Annotated in this window: 17 protein-coding genes; 14 read left to right on the forward strand and 3 right to left on the reverse strand. The window is 59.6% G+C overall.

Annotation, left to right across the window (positions count from 1 at the left end; genetic code table 11):
- Positions 1–7 precede the first annotated feature (7 nt).
- From ASTEX_RS02880 to ASTEX_RS02890, 3 genes are all read left to right on the forward strand, one after another.
- Positions 8–1,270 (forward strand): tetratricopeptide repeat protein, encoded by a 1,263-nt coding sequence (locus ASTEX_RS02880; protein WP_013478104.1) that lies wholly within the window; start codon positions 8–10, stop codon positions 1,268–1,270.
- A gap of 232 nt (positions 1,271–1,502) precedes the next feature.
- Positions 1,503–1,982 carry a hypothetical protein gene (locus ASTEX_RS02885; RefSeq protein WP_013478105.1) on the forward strand — a complete coding sequence of 160 codons (480 nt, stop codon included), beginning with the start codon at positions 1,503–1,505 and terminating at the stop codon, positions 1,980–1,982.
- A 186-nt stretch (positions 1,983–2,168) separates the two neighbouring features.
- The gene (locus ASTEX_RS02890) at positions 2,169–2,672 is read left to right on the forward strand and encodes a winged helix-turn-helix transcriptional regulator (protein ID WP_041658477.1); all 504 of its coding nucleotides are present in this window, start codon (positions 2,169–2,171) and stop codon (positions 2,670–2,672) included.
- Here the strand turns inward: ASTEX_RS02890 and mnmA are convergent.
- The 3 genes from mnmA to flgK form a co-directional block, all read right to left on the reverse strand.
- Positions 2,669–3,877, reverse strand: coding sequence for a tRNA 2-thiouridine(34) synthase MnmA (gene mnmA, locus ASTEX_RS02895; protein ID WP_013478107.1), 1,209 nt, complete (start codon positions 3,875–3,877; stop codon positions 2,669–2,671). The genes ASTEX_RS02890 and mnmA overlap by 4 nt on opposite strands.
- A 450-nt stretch (positions 3,878–4,327) precedes the next feature.
- Entirely contained in the window at positions 4,328–5,245 is a 918-nt protein-coding gene (locus ASTEX_RS02900; protein WP_013478108.1) for a flagellin, read from the reverse strand.
- An 11-nt stretch (positions 5,246–5,256) separates the two neighbouring features.
- Complete coding sequence (gene flgK / locus ASTEX_RS02905) at positions 5,257–7,413, reverse strand: flagellar hook-associated protein FlgK (protein WP_013478109.1); 2,157 nt, start codon at positions 7,411–7,413, stop codon at positions 5,257–5,259.
- A gap of 492 nt (positions 7,414–7,905) precedes the next feature.
- On the opposite strand from flgK, the gene ASTEX_RS19180 reads away from it, so the two are divergent.
- The 11 genes from ASTEX_RS19180 (at position 7,906) to flhA (ending at position 19,779) form a co-directional block, all read left to right on the forward strand.
- Entirely contained in the window at positions 7,906–9,069 is a 1,164-nt protein-coding gene (locus tag ASTEX_RS19180) for a flagellar hook-length control protein FliK (protein ID WP_049781589.1), read from the forward strand.
- A 9-nt stretch (positions 9,070–9,078) separates the two neighbouring features.
- On the forward strand, positions 9,079–9,753 hold the full coding sequence (locus ASTEX_RS02915; protein ID WP_013478111.1) for a flagellar hook assembly protein FlgD: 675 nt from the start codon (positions 9,079–9,081) through the stop codon (positions 9,751–9,753).
- A 43-nt stretch (positions 9,754–9,796) separates the two neighbouring features.
- Positions 9,797–11,215, forward strand: coding sequence for a flagellar hook protein FlgE (locus tag ASTEX_RS02920; protein ID WP_013478112.1), 1,419 nt, complete (start codon positions 9,797–9,799; stop codon positions 11,213–11,215).
- Between the two features lie 170 nt (positions 11,216–11,385).
- Positions 11,386–11,667 carry a CtrA inhibitor SciP gene (gene sciP / locus ASTEX_RS02925; RefSeq protein ID WP_013478113.1) on the forward strand — a complete coding sequence of 94 codons (282 nt, stop codon included), beginning with the start codon at positions 11,386–11,388 and terminating at the stop codon, positions 11,665–11,667.
- Between the two features lie 185 nt (positions 11,668–11,852).
- Complete coding sequence (gene fliF / locus ASTEX_RS02930; RefSeq protein ID WP_013478114.1) at positions 11,853–13,538, forward strand: flagellar basal-body MS-ring/collar protein FliF; 1,686 nt, start codon at positions 11,853–11,855, stop codon at positions 13,536–13,538.
- A 10-nt stretch (positions 13,539–13,548) separates the two neighbouring features.
- Positions 13,549–14,568, forward strand: a complete 1,020-nt coding sequence (gene fliG / locus ASTEX_RS02935; protein WP_013478115.1) for a flagellar motor switch protein FliG — start codon at positions 13,549–13,551, stop codon at positions 14,566–14,568.
- A gap of 171 nt (positions 14,569–14,739) precedes the next feature.
- Positions 14,740–15,405 (forward strand): FliH/SctL family protein, encoded by a 666-nt coding sequence (locus ASTEX_RS02940; protein ID WP_013478117.1) that lies wholly within the window; start codon positions 14,740–14,742, stop codon positions 15,403–15,405.
- Between the two features lie 2 nt (positions 15,406–15,407).
- On the forward strand, positions 15,408–15,740 hold the full coding sequence (gene fliN / locus ASTEX_RS02945; protein WP_013478118.1) for a flagellar motor switch protein FliN: 333 nt from the start codon (positions 15,408–15,410) through the stop codon (positions 15,738–15,740).
- A gap of 11 nt (positions 15,741–15,751) precedes the next feature.
- Positions 15,752–17,122: a sigma-54-dependent transcriptional regulator FlbD gene (flbD, locus tag ASTEX_RS02950; RefSeq protein WP_013478119.1), complete on the forward strand. Its 1,371-nt coding sequence runs from the start codon at positions 15,752–15,754 to the stop codon at positions 17,120–17,122.
- On the forward strand, positions 17,123–17,494 hold the full coding sequence (locus ASTEX_RS02955) for a diacylglycerol kinase family protein (protein WP_013478120.1): 372 nt from the start codon (positions 17,123–17,125) through the stop codon (positions 17,492–17,494).
- 182 nt (positions 17,495–17,676) lie between these two features.
- Complete coding sequence (gene flhA, locus ASTEX_RS02960) at positions 17,677–19,779, forward strand: flagellar biosynthesis protein FlhA (protein ID WP_013478121.1); 2,103 nt, start codon at positions 17,677–17,679, stop codon at positions 19,777–19,779.
- The last annotated feature ends 1 nt before the right edge of the window (position 19,780 follow it).

Consider the following 19,780-nt stretch of genomic DNA (forward strand, 5'->3'; position numbering starts at 1 on the left):
GGACCGGATGAAGACTTCCCTGATCGCGTTGGCGGTATTGGCGACGGTAATCGCGGGCCCGGCAGCCGCGCAAAAGATTGATCCGGCCTCTGACCTTGGCCGCTTTCATGCCCTGCGCACCGAAGGCATGGCCGCCTTGCAGAAGAATGATCGGCAGACCGCACTCGATCGCTTGACGCAGGCCGGGGAGATTTTGCCGGATTCGCCGTCGGTCCTGCTGCTAAAGGCACAGGCGGCGCTGGAACTGAAACGAAAACCGGCGGCACGGGCGGCACTGATAGACTATCTCAAGCGCGGTCTGGTGCTTGATCTGGCGCGCTATCCGGAGTTCAATGCGATCTGGGACGCGGATCTTGAGTCGCTGCAGGCGGCCAATACCGCCCGCACGGGCAGCCTGAAGACGCTCAATCGCCTGACGGGTCTCAACCTGATGGAAGGGGTGGCGGTGCTTGACGACGGGACGCTGCTGGCCACTAGCCTGCGCAACGGCGTCGTCGGTCCGTTGAGTGATATGGGCCTCGAAAAGCGCCTTTCGTTGCGCGCCGGTGCGGCCGCTAACGCCATTGCGGTCAGGGAGGGTGTGCTGTGGGCCTCGACCTCGACGTCGCGTCAGACCGTAGGCTATGCGCCCGATGCCAAGATTACCTCCAAGTTGATCAAGGTTGATCTGGCCACTGGCAAGATACTGGCGCAGTTTGAAGACACGCGGCCGGACCGGCGGCTGGCTGACCTATATGCCGGCAAGGAAGACCTATATGTGTCCGATGGCAATACGGGGGAGGTGCTGCGCCTGAACGGCTATCAGGGCAAGCTACAGGTGCTCATCCCCGAAGGGTATCTCGGCTCACCGCAGGGTCTTGTTGAGAATGCCGACGCCAGCGCACTGATCGTCGCCGACTATGCGTCGGGGCTTTACCGCGTCGATCTGGGCAAGGGGACCTTAACGCGCCTGATCGCGCCCGACGGGGCAGCGCTGTTGGGGATTGACGGGCTCTATCGTTACGGCAACGATCTGATCGCGGTGCAAAATGGGTTTAAACCCAACCGCATCCTCCGCTTGCGGATGCGTGCGGACTGGAGTGCGGTGGAAAAGGCTGAGGTCCTGCTGCGCGGGCACCCCGACCTTGAGGAACCGAGCGGCGGCCAGGTGATCGGTGATCGCTTCGTCTTTGTGGCGCGCAGCCAGTGGTCGGAGTTTGACGATAAGGGCAATATCCGCCGCGCTACCCCGGCCCCCGTGGTCATCGGTGAAATCGCGCTCAAGCCATAAATCTGGCCCAAGACCCTTTTGAAGCGTCTCTTTCCGAAACATGAAGCGTTAACCGCGTTACGCCGGATGCGCGAAAAACCTAATTGTCTCAGTCCCGTATTTGGTTAACAAAAGAACTTTACCGCCGTTAACCTTTGTGGCAGTGGTTGGCACCGATCCTGCTTAGAACAGGACACGCAGCCTATCTTGTACTCATACGGGATAACAGCGCTGCACAAAGGCGGAGACGACGATGCGGGCACTGGCAGTGGCGATGGTGGGTATGATGTTAGCGGGCAGCGCCTGCGGCGCTGATCTGCGCACTGATGTGTCCAAGGCCCCGTTTAATGGTCTGTCCACCTTGCTCAAGGGCGACTTTGATGGCGATGGCCGTATAGACGACGTGGTGTTCAGCGCCGAAGAGGGCGACCGTCAGGCGGTCTATATGCGCCTAGGCCGCGGTGAAGAGGTCAAGGTCATCAGTCTCGATGCGCGTCTGGCCGCTCAGGTGCAGCGCGCCCCGGCGGCCACCTATGCCGTCGATTGCGGCAGCTTCGCCGACCACTGCAATGGCGATATCGAAACGCACACGGACGGTCTGATCTTGTCTCTGGATGACGGTGTAACGGTACTTGTGCACTGGAACGGTCAGGCCTTTGATCAGGACTTTGTCCATAGCGATGAGGTGCGCCTGAGGCGCGCCGTAGCGACCCTGTTTGCGTTTAATCCGTAAGCAAAAACAATGCTCTGGTGTCTAAATACCGGCACGCTTAATATAGCTTTGTTTTTTAGATTTAATCGCATTCTCAGGCCTGCGTTAGCCCTGAATTTTAGGTTTTCATCAACCCACTGTCCGTAAGCCTTGGACATGGGGTGTGGCGACGCCATGGCTGGCATCGCACAGAAGAAAAGACGTATTATGGGACGATCGGCTGACTATTCCGGCGAAAGGTGCGCCATTGCGGCGGCCATAGACATCGTCGGAGAACCGTGGACCCTGCTCATTGTGCGCAATGCCTTTCTGGGGCATAGCCGCTTTGAGCAATGGCAAAAGAGCCTGGGCGTTGCGCGCAACGTACTCGCGGCGCGACTGAAGCGTCTGGTGGCGCTGGGCCTGATGCAGGCTGTGGTGTATTCCGAACGGCCACTGCGCCACGAATATGTGCTGACCGAAAAGGGGCGCAGCCTCAAGGGCGTTCTGGTCGCGCTCTATGGCTGGGGGCGTCAGCACGTCTACGACGACAACGATGGCCCCTTCTTTGAGTTGGTCCACGACGACTGCAAGGGTATCTTTATCACTCAGCCCAAGTGCGAGGCCTGCGGTGAGATGATCGACGAACACAGCGTGCTTAAGGCGCGCGAAGACGGCCGGGGTATGACCCTCTCGGAACTCTATGTTCGCAAAGGCATTGGTGTTGACTAGAGCGCCAATTCTACGGGGCGGGTGCGTTCAATAAAGCCGCCCCCCAGCACGCGGTCCTCGTCCGCTGGATCATAGAGGACGCAGGCCTGGCCGGGAGCGACGCCTTCTTCCGAAGCGTCAAACACCACCTCGACCTGGCCCTCGCGCAGGTTGAGCCGCGCGGGGACCGGCGGGCGGGTCGAACGCACTCGCGCCAGCACTGGTAGGTGGGCGGCCGCGGCGCTCTCTAGCGTTTCGTGATCGCCCAGCCAGTTGGTTTCCTTCATGACGAGGGCGGCGGTATTTAGCGCTTCACGCGGGCCGACGATAACCCGGCGCGTCTCGGCATCGAGCTTGATGACAAACAAAGGCTCGCCCACGGCGATATTGAGCCCGCGCCGCTGACCAATCGTGTAACCGGTGATGCCCTGATGCTTTCCCAGAACGCGCCCGTCGAGGTGCACGATATCACCCGCCTCACGGCCCTGCGGACGCAGCCGGTCGATAAGCGTGGTGTACTTGCCTTCCGGCACAAAACAGATGTCCTGGGAATCCGGCTTGGCGGCGACATTGAGCCCCATCTGGCGGGCAATGTCGCGCACTTGCGGCTTGGGGATATCGGCCAGCGGAAAGCGCAAGAAGTCGAGCTGTTCACGCGTGGTGGCGAACAGGAAATAGGACTGGTCGCGGTTGCGATCGATAGCACGGCGCAGCTCGGCGCGGTTACCCGTGTCGCGGCGTTCGACATAGTGGCCGGTGGCCATCGCCTCGGCCCCCAGATCGCGGGCGACGTCCAGTAGATCGCGGAATTTGACCGTCTGGTTGCAGCGGATGCAGGGCACCGGGGTTTCACCGCGCAGATAGGAGTCGGCAAACTCTTCGATCACCGAATCCTTGAAGCGACTTTCATAGTCCAGCACGTAGTGGGCAATACCGATCTTTTCGGCGGCGACGCGGGCGTCGTGGATGTCCTGCCCGGCGCAGCAGGCTCCGGTCTTTTTCAGCGCCTGCCCGTGATCATAAAGCTGAAGCGTAACACCAATCACCTCATAACCAGCGGCATGCAGAAGGGCTGCGGCGACCGACGAATCCACACCGCCAGACATGGCAGCGACGACGCGCGCGCCTTGCGACAGGCCGACGCTTTGGCGCACGCGGGCAATCGCTTCGCCCAGATCGGCGGTGTCGAAAACAGGGACGGGGCAGGCGGGTGCAGACGCAGTCATGGCTCGCTAAATAAGGCTTTTGAGCGGAAAAGAGTAGGGGGCAGCCGAAGTATTTGGCTGGATCACTATCACTTCTGATAGACACCAAATGATCTGGATCCTTGTTTTTGCCCGTCTCCGGTGCGGGCTGCGCTATTTTGGCTGGCGCTTCAACAGCGGCTCGGTCAGAAGGATCCCAATAGAAATCAACCGGCTCTAATCAGAAGGCCCCGTCGGAAGACGGGGCCTTTTTGCTTTCATCCCGAATGAGCAACTCAGGCGCGGGTACGAAGACTTGGGGCGACGATCCGGCGGGAGGGCGTCCCGGGTTTTCATCTCAAGGCCTTCGGACCCAGGCGTGAACGGCACAACATTCAGATGGCCCCGCGCGGGGTCTTTGGATGTGGCTTACCACGGGCTTATAATAGACCCTGTGGCCTTGTGGATAAATTCACAAAGCGGTGAGCGTGTTTATCTTAACAGGTCGAGCAGCGACACCGACTTGAGATTGGCCACCACCTGTGATGCCGCCTGCACCGTCAGGTCCGCTTGTTCCAGCTTGGTATAGGCTTCGGCCATGTTGATATCGGTTTTGTTCGAGATGAGATTGTTCAGGCTGCTTTCCTGACCTTCCAGCGACTTCAGGGTGTTTTCGACGCGATTTTGGAACGTACCGTTCAGGGCTGTATGGTCCACCATCTTTGTGTAGGCGGCATTCATGCGTGTAGCGAGGCCCTGAAGCGTCGCTTGCTGCGCATCGGTCATCGCGCCCTGCATGGGCGCGTTGGCATCAATAAAGGCTTTCAAGTCGCGAAAGAGGGTAGCGCCTTCGGTGCCAATATCGCTGGCGAGCATGCCGGTTTGCAGGGTGGTGGTAGCGTCGATCTTGGAGGCTTTTTTCACACTGCCGTTCTTGAAGACATCCGCAGCTGGCGTTCCGGCGAGGTCATTCAGAGACATGGCTGCCAGCGGGGCTTCGCTCTCATTGCCGCCGCCGAAAAGGTAGGCACCCTGATGTTTGTAGTTTAGGCCGTCGGCAAACGCCATATAGCTCGACTGCAGCACGGTGGTCAGCCCATCTAGTGACTTGCTGGCGATGGCGTCCATGATGCCGTCCTTACCGGTGGCTATGCCGTCGCTGGCGCGTTCCAACGCGATGTTCTGGCTGGCGAGACGGTCAGACACGCTTTGCGCCACCTGGCTGTAGGCGGTGATGCGTTCCAGCGATGACTGATAGGCGGCGATGATTTCCGCACCTCGGCCATAGCCCGCGAAATCGGTCGCCACTTTTTGAGTCGACAACTGGTTATTGGCCTCGTCCTTGCGGATCTGGGCCTGCATAAGGTTCGACAGGGCATTGCCCCACATCTGACCGGTTGAGATACGCATCCGTGTTTACCTCAGAACATGTTGAACAGGACATCGTACATCTCCTTCGCCGCCTGAATAAGGCGCGAGGAGGCCGAATAGGCCTGCTGATAGGTGGTCAGGTTGATCAGTTCCTCATCGAGGTTGACGCCTTCAGCGGCGGTTCGGCGTGAGGTGGCTTCGGCGGCGAGAGCGTCGGCCCCGTCCATGCGCGACTTGGCGGTCGCAGCGGTGGCCCCCACCTGTCCGGCGAGGTCGGCGGCATAGCGGGTGAGCGTGGAGTTGCCGCCGGCATTACCCCCGGCCGCTTTGAAGGTGACGCTCTTTGTGGCGATTGTTGCTAGGCGCTGAGCCCCGCTGCCGTCCCCGGCCACAAGTGCCGGTGTCCCCGAAGCCGCCGTCAAGTTCAGCGTGGCCATCGACAGACGGTCGAGATTGTTGGCAATAGTCGGGTCGAGCGCCAGGCTATCGGTGCGTTCGGCCGCCAGTCCACCCAGGCCGAACATCTCACTAAACGAGGCTCCGGTGCCGAGGCGCGTCGTAGAATCTTCGGCTATACCCAGACTGTTGGCCGGGTTTCCAAAGCCGCGGAAGGTCAGTTCGCCCGACGTGCTAAGCGAGAAGGTGCCATAGCGACCAAGCCCGCTCGAGGTATTGTTCAGCGTATTGACGAGGTCCGTCATGGTGCCGCCCGCGGGGAAGGCGATGTCCACGGTTTGCACGCGTGACCCCGAACCATTCATCACGTTGAACTTCACGCTGCCACTGTCAAAACCGTGGGCAGAGCTGGCCGTCAAACCGGTGGCGTAGTCAAAGGGCACGTCGCTACGCACCAGATCGTTCAGGCCGAATAAGTGCGAGAAGCCCTTACCGTTTTTCAAGGCGGGGTTGCTCGGGTCGTCGGCGATGGCCACGCCATAGGTGCTGTTGGTGGCAGCGAAGCTCAGCTTGCCGTCGGAGAAGCTGAGGGTCCCTGTGCCATTCAGGGCGGTATTGATTTGCGACAGCAGGGTCGAGTCGGAGGTTAGGACCGCTGTCCCGCCGTTAATAGACACCTGGCTGTTGCCGGAGGCGTCGCGGCTGAAGGTCAGGTCGACCTTGCTGGCAATCTTATTGGTGTTGTCGAGTACGGTCAGATTGGTCGTCCCGCTGCCCGTGCCGCTGGCGTCCGCAAATCCGTTGAGAGCCTCGGCTAGGGTCTGGTTCATCGCCTTACCCGTCAAGGAATTCGGGGCGGGCACAGCGGAGGCCGCGTTATGCGCGGCGTTAAGCTGATCGGCATAGACCGACATATATTCGGCCAGTTGCGCGCTGACGGCAACGGACTCTTTATCGCGGACGTCCAGGAGGCCGCGCAGTTCACCGGTCTTAATGTGCTCGGAGAAATCGCGCTTTTCCCCGTTTGGCCCGGTAACGATGACCGAGTTAAAATTTGTTGCGGCGCTAACAGGGCTGGTCGGCTCGTAAGACAAGCTCGCCCGCTGATCTCCTGCCAGTACCATCCCCGAGGATGTGCGGACAGTTACACCACCGTTGCTATTGGTGCTGACTTCGACGTCGATCAGCTTGGACAGCTCGTCAATATATCCGGTCTGTTTCGTCTGGGCACCCGAAGCGTCGCTGCCGTTGATCGTGGACTGAGAAATGGTCGGGTTGAGGTCCGAAATGTTCTTGATCAGGTCATTGATGGCCTTGACCGTTGTCGCTATGCGGCTGTCCGCATTGGCGCGTGCGTTCTGGATTTCTCCGGAGATGCGCTTGCTTTCGTCCAGAAAGCTCTCAAACGCCGACAGGACTTCCTGACGCGCCGCGCTCGAAGCGGGTGTTTCTGCTGCCGAGGCCGCGGCCGATAGGGCCTTGTCCCCCAGATTGAATAGACCGTTTGTGTCGGTTAGGTCGCCAAATTGCGACTGAATCTGGTCGAAAAGTTCGTGAAAAACCTCGGCTTGTGAGGCCGATGAATTCGCCCGCATCGCCGCTTGTTGCAAGTATTTGTCGGCCGCCAGCATGACTTGACCGGACATGACACCGGCCCCCTGAGAGCCGATGACGCTGGCTTGCTGCGTGCCCACCTTTCGGATGTAGCCCGGAGTATTGACGTTAGAAATATTGTCCGAAACGACGCGCAACTGGCTTTGGGCCGTCATCAGACCGGAGGCGCCGATATTCAGAATCGAGTTGAGCGACATGATCAGGCCTCCTGGTGAAGCGTTTTAGGCAAGCCTTGCCCGACAGACGGCAGAATTTGCCGTGCCTTTCGAGCCGAGTTAGAAAATTTGTTCATAATTTTCATTGACTTGCTTTTCTTCGCGCGCATCGCAATGCGTAAACTAAAGACTGGGTTTCAAATAGGATGCCACTCTGACATCGCGGCGCCGGCCGGCGGCAGAGACCTCTCGTCCCCGGCAAGTTTGTTCCGGTGGATGCGCCAAGTTACCGGCAAAATACGCCGGGCATAATTTATTAAAATGAATAAAAACAATAATTTAGGGTTTGGCACAACATTTGCGATCCTCGGTTGATGATTTTCGGACGCAAAAGGCGTTCGTCTGACACTCGCCGTCGACCGTGAACGGAAGCGACGGCTCTCAGCGAAGATGATCCTTTTGCCCGCAGACCTGCAGCCTTCGAACGCGTCCCCTGTGCCAAGCTCCCCTGCGGTTGCTCCGGGTGGTGTGGGTGTGGCCTCTGCCGAGGTGCGGTCGGCGAAGTCAACGCTTTTCAATCATGCGCTGGAGGCGGCGCAAACTGAAGACGCCGGTGCGCTGCCGGAAAAGGTCTCTTCGCAATCCACCGATGATAGCGAAGAACAGACAAACGAGACGGGAGAGCTGAGCCCTGGACTGTTGGCTGTTTTACTAGGACAGCAAGTCCCCCAGCCCGGTGCTGCGCTCGCTCAGGTTCAAGCCGAAGAGACTGTCGACGAGGCGCAGCAGACGCAAGCCCTTGCTGTGGGAGTGCGGCCGCCACCTCTAGACCCCCAAGCGGTAGGGCTGCCCCTAACGGCCTTGATGGCTGAGGCCGCAGCTAAGATATCCGATGAGATTTCAGAAGACGCGACGCCCGATGATCTAATGCCTGAAACAGGTGAGGACGGAACTGCAGCGACCTTGGTGACGGCTTCGACGAAGGCCGAGCTTCGTTCCTTGGCCGACACTTTACAATCTCTGTCCGGCGCACTGAAAGGTGATGGAGCCACGGAGGCCAGCAACCGCCAAGTGGCGGCGCAATCCCAAGCCGCCGCCAATTCGGCACTCAGCCAAATTCAGGCGCAGACCTTGCCCCAAACCGACAGCGGCGTGCGTTTCACGCCGCCTGCCACGAACGCTCAAGAAACCGCGCGTACCTACAGTCAGTCCGCCCACGCGTTAGAAAACATTGCTGCCCTCAGCGCCCAGATCACGCGACGGCTTGGAAGCAAATCGACCAGCTTTGATATGGAACTGCGCCCCGCTGATATGGGTAGGGTGGAGGTAAAGCTTGAAATTGCGCATGATGGCAAGCTCACGGCTCATCTACGTTTCGACAGTCCGGTGGCAGAAAGCGAATTCAAGGGTCGCCAGGACGATCTGCGCCGTCAGCTGGAACAGGCAGGCTTTAAGATGGATGACGCCTCTCTGAGCTTTGCCTCGGGCGATCAGGGCCGCGGTCGTCAGCGCACGCCTTCGGAGTCGTCAGACTACGGATCACCAGTGAGCGATACCGAGGTCGCATCTGCCGACGCTCATAGTCTCATTGATGCTCAGTTGCTTGCTGAAGCCTCTACTGACCTCGCCTTTTATAACCGCTTGTCTGCCGATGGCTACGGCCCGGCGCGCACCCTTTCTCTCAGTCTGCTCGTGTAAGGCACTGTCATGGTCACGTCTGTATCCAATACCTCCGCCACGAATTCGAGCGCCACCTCTTCGACCTCATCCACCAATGGGCTGGCCACCACCTATGAGACCTTCTTAGGGCTCCTGACCGCGCAGATCAAAAATCAGGATCCATTGTCGCCGATGGATTCTACGCAGTGGACCAACCAGCTTGTCCAGTATACCAGCGTCGAACAGCAGCTTAAGGCAAATGAATATCTGAAGTCGCTCGTGGGGCTCGGGGCGGGCAATATGGCCAGTTCAGTCAATATGATCGGCAAGACCGCAATTGCCGACATTGACACCCAGACCTTCAAGGACAAGCCGCTCACATGGCATTACGAACTGGCCAGCACGGCGTCACAGGTGGGGGTCGAAGTGCTCGATGCTGACGGCAAAACCGTCTGGAAGGGCACCTCTGATCAACTGAATAAAGGGGACAACACCTTTACCTGGGATGGCAAAGATTCGACCGGTAATACGGTGAAAGAAGGCGATTACACGCTCAAGGTCACCGCTACATCAGCCAGTGGCTCGGCTATCGCCAATGCGATCTCTGTCCAGCAGCGCGTCGATGCCACCGAACTGATCGATGGCGAGATTGTCCTGCGCATGGGTAATTCGCTGATCGCCATGTCCGCCATAACGGGCGTTCGGGAAACCGCCGATGCCTGATCCCATCTTCCCTTCTTCTGCGTTTTCGTCCGGAGTCTGAACTATGAGCCTGAGCGCCTCGATGCAGGCCGGCGTTGCCGGTCTGGCCGCTAACTCTAACGCCCTGTCGGCGATTTCTAATAACATCGCCAATTCCACGACCACCGCCTATAAGCGCGTGCGCACGGATTTTCAGTCCATCGTGACCGCATCCTCGACGCCGACGGGTTATAATGCCGGCGGGGTCATTTCGACGACGCGGCATATGATTTCGACCCTTGGCACCTTACAAAAGGCGTCGAGCCAGCTCGACCTCGGTATCGACGGACAAGGCTTCTTTATCACGACCCAGAAGTCCGAGCCGGGCGCCGAAGACGCGCGATTATTCACAAGAGACGGCTCTTTCTTTGCCGATGAGGATGGGTATCTGCGCAACGCGTCGAATCTCTACCTTCAGGGCTGGCCAATCACGGCCGGTGGTGGTCCAACCTTGTCGGCAGCGGACCTCAGCCAGTTGCGCACAATTAATGTTGAAAACATTGCGGCACAGATTGAACCGACGACCTTCGCGGAGATTGTTGGCAATCTAAATGCCAATCAGACGATTTCGGATCGTGCCGATGAATATGCGGCCAGTCCGACCACTCTGCCGATGGCGACCTATGACGCCTCCGCGCCGGATACGACGACCTCCACGCGCCCTGATTATGAAATTACCATCCCGGTGTCAGACAGCCAGGGCGGCGAGCGTAGGCTGACCGTTTCAATGATTAAGCTGGCCGCTGATCCGACCGCGACACCGCCCATCGCGGCAAATACCTGGGCCTATGAAGTCTGGTCGCCCGATGTAAAGGATTCGACCATATCGCCCGCTACCGAGGCCTCTACCAACGGGATCGTCTCACGCGGACATCTGGTCTATAACTCGGCTGGCAAGCTCACGGATATTGTGGACTCGACCGGCACCTCCACAGGGGCCACGTCGCTGAACCTCAGCTTTAACTGGAACAGCGCAATCGGCGTGGCCGCTCAAACGGTTCAGGTTGAATTCAATGGGGATCAAGGTGGCCTGACGCAGCTCAATTCCGCGAGCACCAATCGCGTCGACGCCGATGGTACGCCCTTCTCTGGCCTGGATAAGGTGCAGATCTCCAAAGAGGGGCTTGTCACCGCTGTCTTTAAGAATGGTTCGACCCGTGACATCGCCCAATTGGCTCTGGCAACCTTTGTCAATGCCGACGGACTAACGCCAGTGTCCGGCAATGCATACACAGTGTCAAATGACTCTGGCCCCCTGACGCTGAAGGTGCCTGGCGTTTCCGGTGCCGGTCTGCTTGGGGTGGGGACCCTTGAGGCCTCGGATGTCGATCTCTCCGAAGAATTTACCAACCTGATTGTCACCCAGCGCGCTTACTCGGCAAATTCCCGAACAATCACAACGGCGGATGAGATGTTGCAAGAATTGCTGAATATCAAACGCTAATTATTGACTTTGATTAACTTGTAATAACGCGCGGTAAAGCATGATGAATGGAGTGTTAATATCCTGAAGTGCCGTTATTAGTAATATATTTACTAAGGCAATTAAGTGGATATTAGATTCCATGCGTTATCTTGTCATCCATGGTGATGGTAAGAAAGGCGTGAAGAATCATGCTGCAAGAACAACGCCGCGATAGCAAAGGCGAAAAATACGTGATTGGACCAACCGGTGCCAAATTAACCCTGAACGACCTGCCGCCGCCGGGAACGGAGCGCTGGGTCATTCGGCGCAAGGCCGAAGTCGTGGCCGCCGTGCGCGGGGGCTTGCTGACCTTCGAAGAGGCCTGCGAACGCTATGGCATTACATCCGAGGAATTCCTCGGTTGGCAAAAGGCGATCGACAGCCACGGTATGGCGGGCTTGCGCACCACGCGCATCCAACAATACCGCTAAGGATGCAGGGACCCGGTGAAAGCCGGGTCTTCCTGCTTCACGACCGCAGCTTTTCGCCGGTCCGTGTTAAGAATTTACCCGTTTACCTGATCCCTTAACGGCTCGTTTACGCTTCACTGGGAAATTACTGCCTAGTGACCCGCAAACGGGTCCATAGTTGTGTCTGATGGCAGGGTATCGGGGTCGTGGATTTCCTCAAACAGTTTGGGCTTAGCCGTCTGGCCGTCATAATTGGCGTTTCAATCGGTGTGGCTGCCGTGCTGGCGGCGATTGCGCTGAACATGACGGGCAAGCCGCAGGCGTTGCTCTACTCCAATCTTGATCTGAAAGAAGCGTCTGAAATCACCGCTGCGCTCGATCAGGCGGGGATCAAATATCAGGCAAAGGGAGACGGCTCGACCCTGATGGTGGACCGCGATACGGTGGGCGAGACCCGCCTGATGCTGGCCTCCAAGGGGCTGCCGACCGCTGGATCAGTCGGGTACGAGTTGTTCGACAAGGCTCCGGCGCTAGGCCAGACCGAATTTGTACAGAATCTCAATAACCAGCGCGCCCTCGAAGGCGAGCTGGCGCGCACCATTGCTACGCTGAAAGGCATTAATTCGGCGCGCGTACACCTCGTCATGCCCAAGCGCGAACTGTTTCAGGAAGAGGCTGCGGCTCCCACGGCTTCGGTCGTGGTCGGCCTGAGCAATACAGAGCTGAGCGGCGAGCAGGTGCGCGCCATCCGCAATCTCGTCGCCGGTGCTGTGCCGAACCTGAAGGCCAATGCTGTCACGCTGGTCGATGACAAGAACCGTTTGCTGGCCGCCGGGGGGGAAGATGACAACCTGCTGGGGGCCGGTGGGGCCGAGCGCAAGACTGAGATTGAGGAAACCCTGCGCAAGCGGGTGAAGGATATTGTCGAAGGCGTGGTCGGCCCCGGTGCGGCGCGCGTAACCGTGACGGCCGACATCGACCTCAACTCGCTGACACGCGAACAGACGCAGTATGATCCTGACGGTCAGGTGGTGCGCTCCACCCGCACGGACACTTCGACCGACTCCTCCACCGACAACGCCAATAACGGCACTGTGACAGCGCAGGCTAATATACCCGGCGGCGCGGCGGCTCCCGGGCAGGGCACGACGGGCAATCAGAGCGAGACGACCGGCGAACTGACCAACTACGAAATCTCCAATACCAAGACGACCGAAGTCATCGCGCCCGGTGCTATCAAGAAGCTGGCCGTGGCGGTGGTGGTCGATGGCACCTGGACGCCGGCCGCTGATGGCAAGTCGCCGCCGACCTATGCCCCGCGCTCGGCGCAGGACATGCAGCAGATCGAGGAACTGGTCCGCGCCGCGATCGGCTATACGGATCAGACGGCCACCAATCCAAATGGCCGCAAAGACGAGCTTAAGGTCACCAATATTCGCTTCGCGCGCGATGCGGCAGGTCTGGGCGGCACGACCGCATCGGCGGGCATGTTCGATTTCACCAAGGACGACATCGTGACGGCCATTCAGTGGCTGATCCTTCTGGTGGTGGCTCTGCTGGTGCTATTCTTCGTTGCCCGCCCGCTGCTGAAATTCGTCAATAACGGCGCGGTGCCCGCGCCGGGTGGTGTGCCGGCACTGGCCGGAGCAGGGGGCGCGGTCCAGATGGTGATGGGAGCCGATGGTGTACCGGTCGCCGTACCTGCCGGGGCGCTGGACTATCAGGGCGTGCCGGGCACCGGACTGGCGCTTTCACCGGTCGATAGCCGCATTGATATTGCGAAGATCGAAGGTCAGGTGAAGGCCTCATCGGTCAAGCGCGTATCGGAATTCGTGGAACGCCACCCGGAAGAATCGATCTCGATTCTGCGGTCGTGGCTGCACGACGGTTAAGGCGTAACCTATGGCGAAGAACATCATAGACGACCCCAAACGACTGAACGGCGTGGAAAAGGCCGCCGTGGTCATGCTGGCGCTCGGCGAAGACCATACCGAGCTGTGGCGTCAGCTCGACGAGGAAGAGATAAAGGAAATCTCTCAGGCCATGTCGTCGCTCGGCACGGTGTCCTCGAACGTGGTCGAAGAATTGCTGGTCGAATTCGTGTCGGGTCTGTCGAATTCCGGCACCATCATGGGGTCTTACGAACAGACCCAGCGCCTGCTGCAATCCTTCCTGCCGTCGGACAAGGTCGATGCCCTGATGGAGGAAATCCGCGGTCCGGCTGGTCGCACCATGTGGGATAAGCTAGGCAATGTTAACGAAGGGGTGCTGGCCAACTACCTGAAAAACGAATACCCGCAGACGGTGGCCGTCGTGCTGTCGAAGATCAAGTCCGACCACGCGGCGCGCGTCCTGTCGGCCCTGCCCGAAGACTTTGCGCTGGAATGCGTGCAGCGGATGCTGCGTATGGAGCCGGTTCAGCGCGAAATCCTCGACAAGATCGAACAGACCCTACGTGTTGAGTTCATGTCGAACCTTGCGCGCACCTCCAAGCGCGACTCGCACGAACTGATGGCTGAAATCTTCAACAATTTCGACCGTCAGACCGAGAGCCGCTTCGTTGCCGCACTCGAAGAACGCAATCGCGAGTCGGCCGAGCGAATCCGTGCCCTGATGTTCGTGTTCGAGGACCTGTCGAAGCTCGATCCGGGCGGCGTGCAGACGCTTCTGCGGGCAGTGGAAAAAGATCAGCTGGGGCTGGCGCTCAAGGGAGCGTCGGACAGTTTACGCAACCTGTTCTTCTCCAACATGTCCGAACGCGCGGCAAAGATCATGCGCGACGATATGAACTCGATGGGGCCGGTGCGGCTGAAAGACGTCGATTCCGCGCAGATGGCCATGGTGCAGGTCGCCAAGGACCTCGCGGCCAAGGGTGAAATTATGCTGGCCGGTCAGGGAGGCGATGATGAGCTTATCTATTAAAGCGCTAGTCTCCTACCTGTCGCGCAGCGATCAGCAGGTGGTCGCGAAGCGGTCTCAGAGGGATTGCGCTGCCCTCTCAGCGCGTGATCCTATTTGGCGTTACCCCCTTCCGTCCCGCCGTCTCACGATGTCGATTGCAGCCCGCTCCGGCGACTTGCAGGGGGCCTTCGCATGACCCATACCCCGCCCCGATACAAGAAGTTCGACTTCGGCACAGTCTATGGCGACGGCGGGCATGTACTTGCCAGCACCCCGAAGGAAAAGAAATTCTTCACCCCCGATGAGGTCGAGGCCATCCGTCAGCAGGCCTATACTCAAGGCGAGCTGTCGGCCATGGCGCGCGCTCAGGCGGCGCAGGCTCAGGCTGTGCAGGCTCTAGCCGATGCGGCCGGTCATGGGCTTGAGGCGCTCAACTCTGTGCTGATGAGCCACAAGGCCGAATGCGTCGAACTGGCACTGGTCTGTGCGCAGAAGATCGCCGCTCAGGCGCTGGAGCTGTTCCCCGAAGCGCCGGTCAAGGCGGCTCTGGAGGCGCTGGGCGAAGAGATTTCCGGCGCGCCGCGCCTGATCATCACGGCCTCTTCGCCAGACGCCAATCTACAAAAGGCCGCGCGCGAAGCCGCCGCCCTGACGGGCTTTCAAGGCGCGATTCAGTTTCGTGAGGCCGGTGGTCGCCACGTCGGCGCGTTTGAGATCCAGTGGCCGGAAGGGCGCGCCGCCTATGATCCGGACCGCATCACCGAAGCGCTGCGCGCCGCGCTCAAAGAAGTCTTGCTGGCCGAAATGGCCCACAGTCAACACCCGGCCCACACGCCGGCAACCCGAGAGGCATCATAGCCATGTCTGAGAATTTCCAGCTGGAAGAGTTCGGCGAAGGTCAGGCCATGGTGCCCGGCGGCGACGACGAAGGTACCAAGGCGGCGGCCGACCTCGCGCCGGTTTTCGACGTGCCGGTTAATATCTCCGCCGTCTTGGGTAAGGCCTATATGTCGGTGTCGCAGCTTCTCAAGCTGGGGCAGGGCAGCGTGCTGGAGCTGGACCGCAAGGTCGGTGAAGCCATTGATATTTACGTGAATAACCGCCTGGTCGCGCGTGGCGAAGTGGTGGTGGTGGATGAACGTCTGGGCGTGACCATGACGGAAATCATCAAGTCTGAAGATTCGGCCGGGTAAGGAGTAGGGATATGAGACTGCTGGTTGTTGGACGCCTGAGCGGGCAACTCTCCGCCGCCGTGAAGATGGCTATGGATGCTGGCGCCAAGGTGGCGCACGTCGAAACCGTGACCCAGGCCACGGACGCATTGCGCAAGGGGCAGGGTGCGGACCTCCTCATGGTGGACTACGAGCTGGATATCGGCGCGCTGATCGAGGCCAATGAGCGCGAACGCATCCACGTTCAGGTCATAGCCTGCGGCGTCAATCCCGATCCACGCAAGGCGGCGCAGGCCATTACCGCCGGGGCCAAGGAATTCATCCCCCTGCCGCCCGATGCCGAGCTGATTGCCGCTGTGCTCGCCGCCGTCTCTGACGACTCGCGCCCGATGATTTCGCGCGATCCGGCCATGCAGGCGGTGATCAAGCTGGCCGATCAGGTGTCGGCGTCTGACGCCTCGATCATGATTACCGGTGAAAGCGGTGTCGGTAAGGAGGTGATGGCGCGCTACGTCCACGAAAAGTCGAAGCGCGCACAAAAGCCCTTTATCTCGGTCAACTGTGCCGCCATTCCGGATAATCTGCTGGAATCGGAGCTGTTTGGTCACGAAAAGGGGGCGTTCACCGGGGCCATGGCGCGGCGCATCGGCAAGTTCGAAGAGGCCGATGGCGGCACCTTGCTGCTCGACGAAATTTCCGAAATGGACGCCCGCCTTCAGGCCAAGCTGCTGCGCGCTCTTCAGGAGCGCGTTATTGACCGCGTCGGCGGGGCAAAGCCTGTGCCGGTCAATATCCGCGTGCTGGCGACCTCCAACCGCAATCTGGCGCAGGCGGTCAAAGAGGGCACCTTCCGCGAAGACCTGCTCTACCGCCTCAATGTTATCAATCTGGCCATCCCGCCGCTGCGCGAACGCCCGGCCGATATCGTGGTCCTGTCGGAATTCTTCGTGAAGAAATATTCCGAGGCCAATGGCATCCCGCTGAAGCCCATCGGGATGGAGGCCAAGCGCCGGCTTCAGGCGCACGGCTGGCCCGGCAATGTGCGTGAGTTGGAAAACGCCATGCACCGAGCTGTGCTTTTGTCCGCCGGGTCGGAAATTGACGCAGAAGCTATTCGTCTGCCGGACGGTCAGCCGCTCAATCCGGTGGCCCCGATTGGCATGGACTATATCAACCGCGCCGCGCAGGCCGCCGAGAGCGCTGCGCGGACCTTTGTCGGCTCGACTGTGGCCGAGGTCGAGCAGAAGCTTATCCTCGATACGCTGAGCCACTGCCTTGGTAACCGCACCCACGCGGCCAATATCCTCGGCATCTCGATCCGAACTCTGCGTAACAAGCTGAACGAATATGCGGCTCAGGGCTTAAGTATCCCGGCCCCGCAATCGGGTGCTTCGGCGGCGTAAATGTCGGTCTTGAGCCTGTCCGGACGTGTCAAAAGTTTTGTATACGCCTTTGCCGGTATAGGTTTCATGCTGCGCACCCAGCATAATGCCTGGCTTCATGCCATAGCCTCCGTCGGGGTCGTAGGTGTTGGATTGTGGCTAAAGGTTACGCCTGCCGACTGGCGCTGGTTGATTGTCGCTATGGCTATGGTCTGGGTGGCGGAGACCTTTAACACAGCGATCGAATATGTCTGTGATGTGGTCTCTCCCGGCTATTCCGAGAGTGTAAAACGCGCCAAGGACATAGCCGCAGGAGCGGTTCTTCTCTGTGCCTTTGCGGCGGTTCTGACTGGTGGGTTCACCTTGTGGCCCTATATCAGGTCGATAGGGTAGGAAGTGGCCCGCGCCCGCCTGATCCGGGTGCAGGCCCCGTGCCTCTGCCCGCCGGAGGCCCTTTTAAAAACGGCTCTCGTTAACCGGCTTTAACCCTTTCTTCACCACGCCATAGGTAATTTTTGCCTAATGCCCGCAGTGCGTCTGCGGGTGCGTAGAGGCTTTTGTTTCGGGGACAGTGAGTGGCGGACGCGGCAACAGCCAATACAGGGGTTCAGCCCTTTAAGCTGTCTGAGGTCGCGGGCTGGCTGAAGCGCGGTGAAGTCGTGATGGCCGTCGGCATCATGATGATCATCGTCTTTCTGATCATCCCGATCCCGGCCATCCTGCTCGACCTGCTTCTGTCTATCTCGATTGCCACCTCGGTGCTGATCCTGATGACGGCCATCCTGATCAAGAAGCCGCTGGAATTTTCCGCCTTCCCGACGGTGCTGCTGATCACCACCCTGTTCCGACTGGCGCTGAACGTCGCCTCAACGCGCCTGATCCTCAGTCACGGCCACGAAGGTCACGCCGCCGCCGGTGCGACCATTCAGGCCTTTGGCCAGTTGATCATGCAGGGTAACTTCATCATCGGGCTGATCGTCTTTGCGATCTTCATCCTGATCAACTTCGTGGTCATCACGAAGGGGTCCGGCCGGATTGCCGAAGTGTCGGCGCGCTTCACCCTCGACTCTATGCCGGGCAAGCAGATGGCCATTGATGCCGACCTGTCTGCGGGCATCATCGACATGGAAGAGGCCAAGCGCAAGCGCAAGGAAGTCGAGATGGAGTCGAACTTCTTCGGCGCCATGGACGGTGCCTCGAAGTTCGTGCGCGGCGATGCGATCGCCGGTCTGATCATTACCGGCATCAATATCGTCGGCGGTATCCTGATCGGCATTCTGTCGCACGGTATGCCGGCGGGTGAGGCGGCTTCGACCTATATCCAGTTGACCGTCGGTGACGGTCTGGTGACGCAGATCCCGGCCCTAATCATCTCGATGGGTGCGGGTTTTCTGGTGTCGAAGTCAGGCGTCGATGGCTCGGCCGACAAGGCGCTGGTGGCTCAGCTGGCCATGAACCCGGTCGTGCTCGGCATGGTGTCGGCCACGGCGGGCGTGCTGGGCCTCGTGCCCGGTATGCCGATCATTCCGTTTGCGGCGATTGCGATCGGGGCGGGTTTCCTGGCGTGGAAGCTGGGGCGCAAGCCCAAGGAAGATCCTGCCGCGGCAGCCGCCGCTCTGGAGGCCGCGCCTGCCGCGCCGACCGAAGAAACCATGGCCGAAACGCTTGCTATTGACGATGTGAAGGTCGAGCTGGGGCTGGGGCTTCTGGGCCTGATCAACGATAATGACGGACGCAAGCTGACCGATCAGATCAAGGCCCTGCGCCGCACGCTGGCGCAGGAATACGGCTTCGTCATGCCGTTCGTTCGCCTGATGGACAATATGCGCCTGCCGACTCAAGGCTATGCCATCCGTCTCAAGGAGATGGAGGCCGGTGCCGGTGAGGTGCGTCTGGGGCAACTGATGGTGATGGACCCGTCAGGGCGTCAGGTCGAACTGCCGGGCGAGCACATGAAGGAGCCGGCGTTTGGTATTCCGGCGACCTGGATCGACAATGCCCTGCGCGAAGAAGCGACATTCATGGGCTACACGATTGTCGATCCAGCCACCGTCCTGACCACGCACCTGACCGAAATTCTCAAGGACAATATGTCGGAGCTGCTGTCCTATTCGGAGGTAGCCAAGCTGCTGAAAGACGCGCCGGAAGGTCAGAAAAAGCTGATCGACGACCTGATCCCGTCTGTGGTGACGGTGGCGACGCTGCAACGGGTTTTGCAGGCGCTATTGAAAGAGCGGGTCTCAATCCGCGACCTGCCCGCCATCCTCGAAGCGCTGGGCGAAGTGGCCCCGCATACCAAGTCGGTGACCCAGATGGTCGAGCATGTGCGCTCACGTCTGGGGCGACAATTGTGCTGGCAGAACCGCGCCGAAGATGGAGCCTTGCCCATTGTTACCCTGTCGAACGACTGGGAAAACGCCTTTGCCGGATCGCTGATCGGAGTGGGCGAGGAGCGGCAGCTGTCGATGGCCCCGTCGCAGCTTCAGGAGTTTATCCGCGCGGTGCGCGATACGTTCGAGCAAGTGTCCATGTCGGGTGAAGTCGCCGTCCTGCTGACCAGCCCCGGCATCCGCCCCTATGTGCGTTCGATCGTTGAGCGCTTCCGCGGCAACACCACCGTCATGAGCCAGAACGAAATCCATCCGAAGGTCCGCCTGCGGACGGTGGGACAGGTTTAGG

The organism is Asticcacaulis excentricus CB 48, from assembly GCF_000175215.2.
GTDB classification, from domain to species: Bacteria; Pseudomonadota; Alphaproteobacteria; order Caulobacterales; family Caulobacteraceae; genus Asticcacaulis; species Asticcacaulis excentricus.

What these genes read in the sequence shown, in the direction of transcription:
- mnmA (WP_013478107.1), bottom strand. Translation starts at nt 3,877, where the DNA reads ATGACTGCGTCTGCACCCGCCTGCCCCGTCCCTGTTTTCGACACCGCC.
- ASTEX_RS02880 (WP_013478104.1), top strand. Translation starts at nt 8, where the DNA reads ATGAAGACTTCCCTGATCGCGTTGGCGGTATTGGCGACGGTAATCGCG.
- fliN (WP_013478118.1), top strand. Translation starts at nt 15,408, where the DNA reads ATGTCTGAGAATTTCCAGCTGGAAGAGTTCGGCGAAGGTCAGGCCATG.
- fliG (WP_013478115.1), top strand. Translation starts at nt 13,549, where the DNA reads ATGGCGAAGAACATCATAGACGACCCCAAACGACTGAACGGCGTGGAA.
- ASTEX_RS02915 (WP_013478111.1), top strand. Translation starts at nt 9,079, where the DNA reads ATGGTCACGTCTGTATCCAATACCTCCGCCACGAATTCGAGCGCCACC.
- ASTEX_RS02955 (WP_013478120.1), top strand. Translation starts at nt 17,123, where the DNA reads ATGTCGGTCTTGAGCCTGTCCGGACGTGTCAAAAGTTTTGTATACGCC.
- sciP (WP_013478113.1), top strand. Translation starts at nt 11,386, where the DNA reads ATGCTGCAAGAACAACGCCGCGATAGCAAAGGCGAAAAATACGTGATT.
- ASTEX_RS02920 (WP_013478112.1), top strand. Translation starts at nt 9,797, where the DNA reads ATGAGCCTGAGCGCCTCGATGCAGGCCGGCGTTGCCGGTCTGGCCGCT.
- flbD (WP_013478119.1), top strand. Translation starts at nt 15,752, where the DNA reads ATGAGACTGCTGGTTGTTGGACGCCTGAGCGGGCAACTCTCCGCCGCC.
- ASTEX_RS02940 (WP_013478117.1), top strand. Translation starts at nt 14,740, where the DNA reads ATGACCCATACCCCGCCCCGATACAAGAAGTTCGACTTCGGCACAGTC.
- flgK (WP_013478109.1), bottom strand. Translation starts at nt 7,413, where the DNA reads ATGTCGCTCAACTCGATTCTGAATATCGGCGCCTCCGGTCTGATGACG.
- ASTEX_RS02885 (WP_013478105.1), top strand. Translation starts at nt 1,503, where the DNA reads ATGCGGGCACTGGCAGTGGCGATGGTGGGTATGATGTTAGCGGGCAGC.
- ASTEX_RS02890 (WP_041658477.1), top strand. Translation starts at nt 2,169, where the DNA reads ATGGGACGATCGGCTGACTATTCCGGCGAAAGGTGCGCCATTGCGGCG.
- ASTEX_RS02900 (WP_013478108.1), bottom strand. Translation starts at nt 5,245, where the DNA reads ATGCGTATCTCAACCGGTCAGATGTGGGGCAATGCCCTGTCGAACCTT.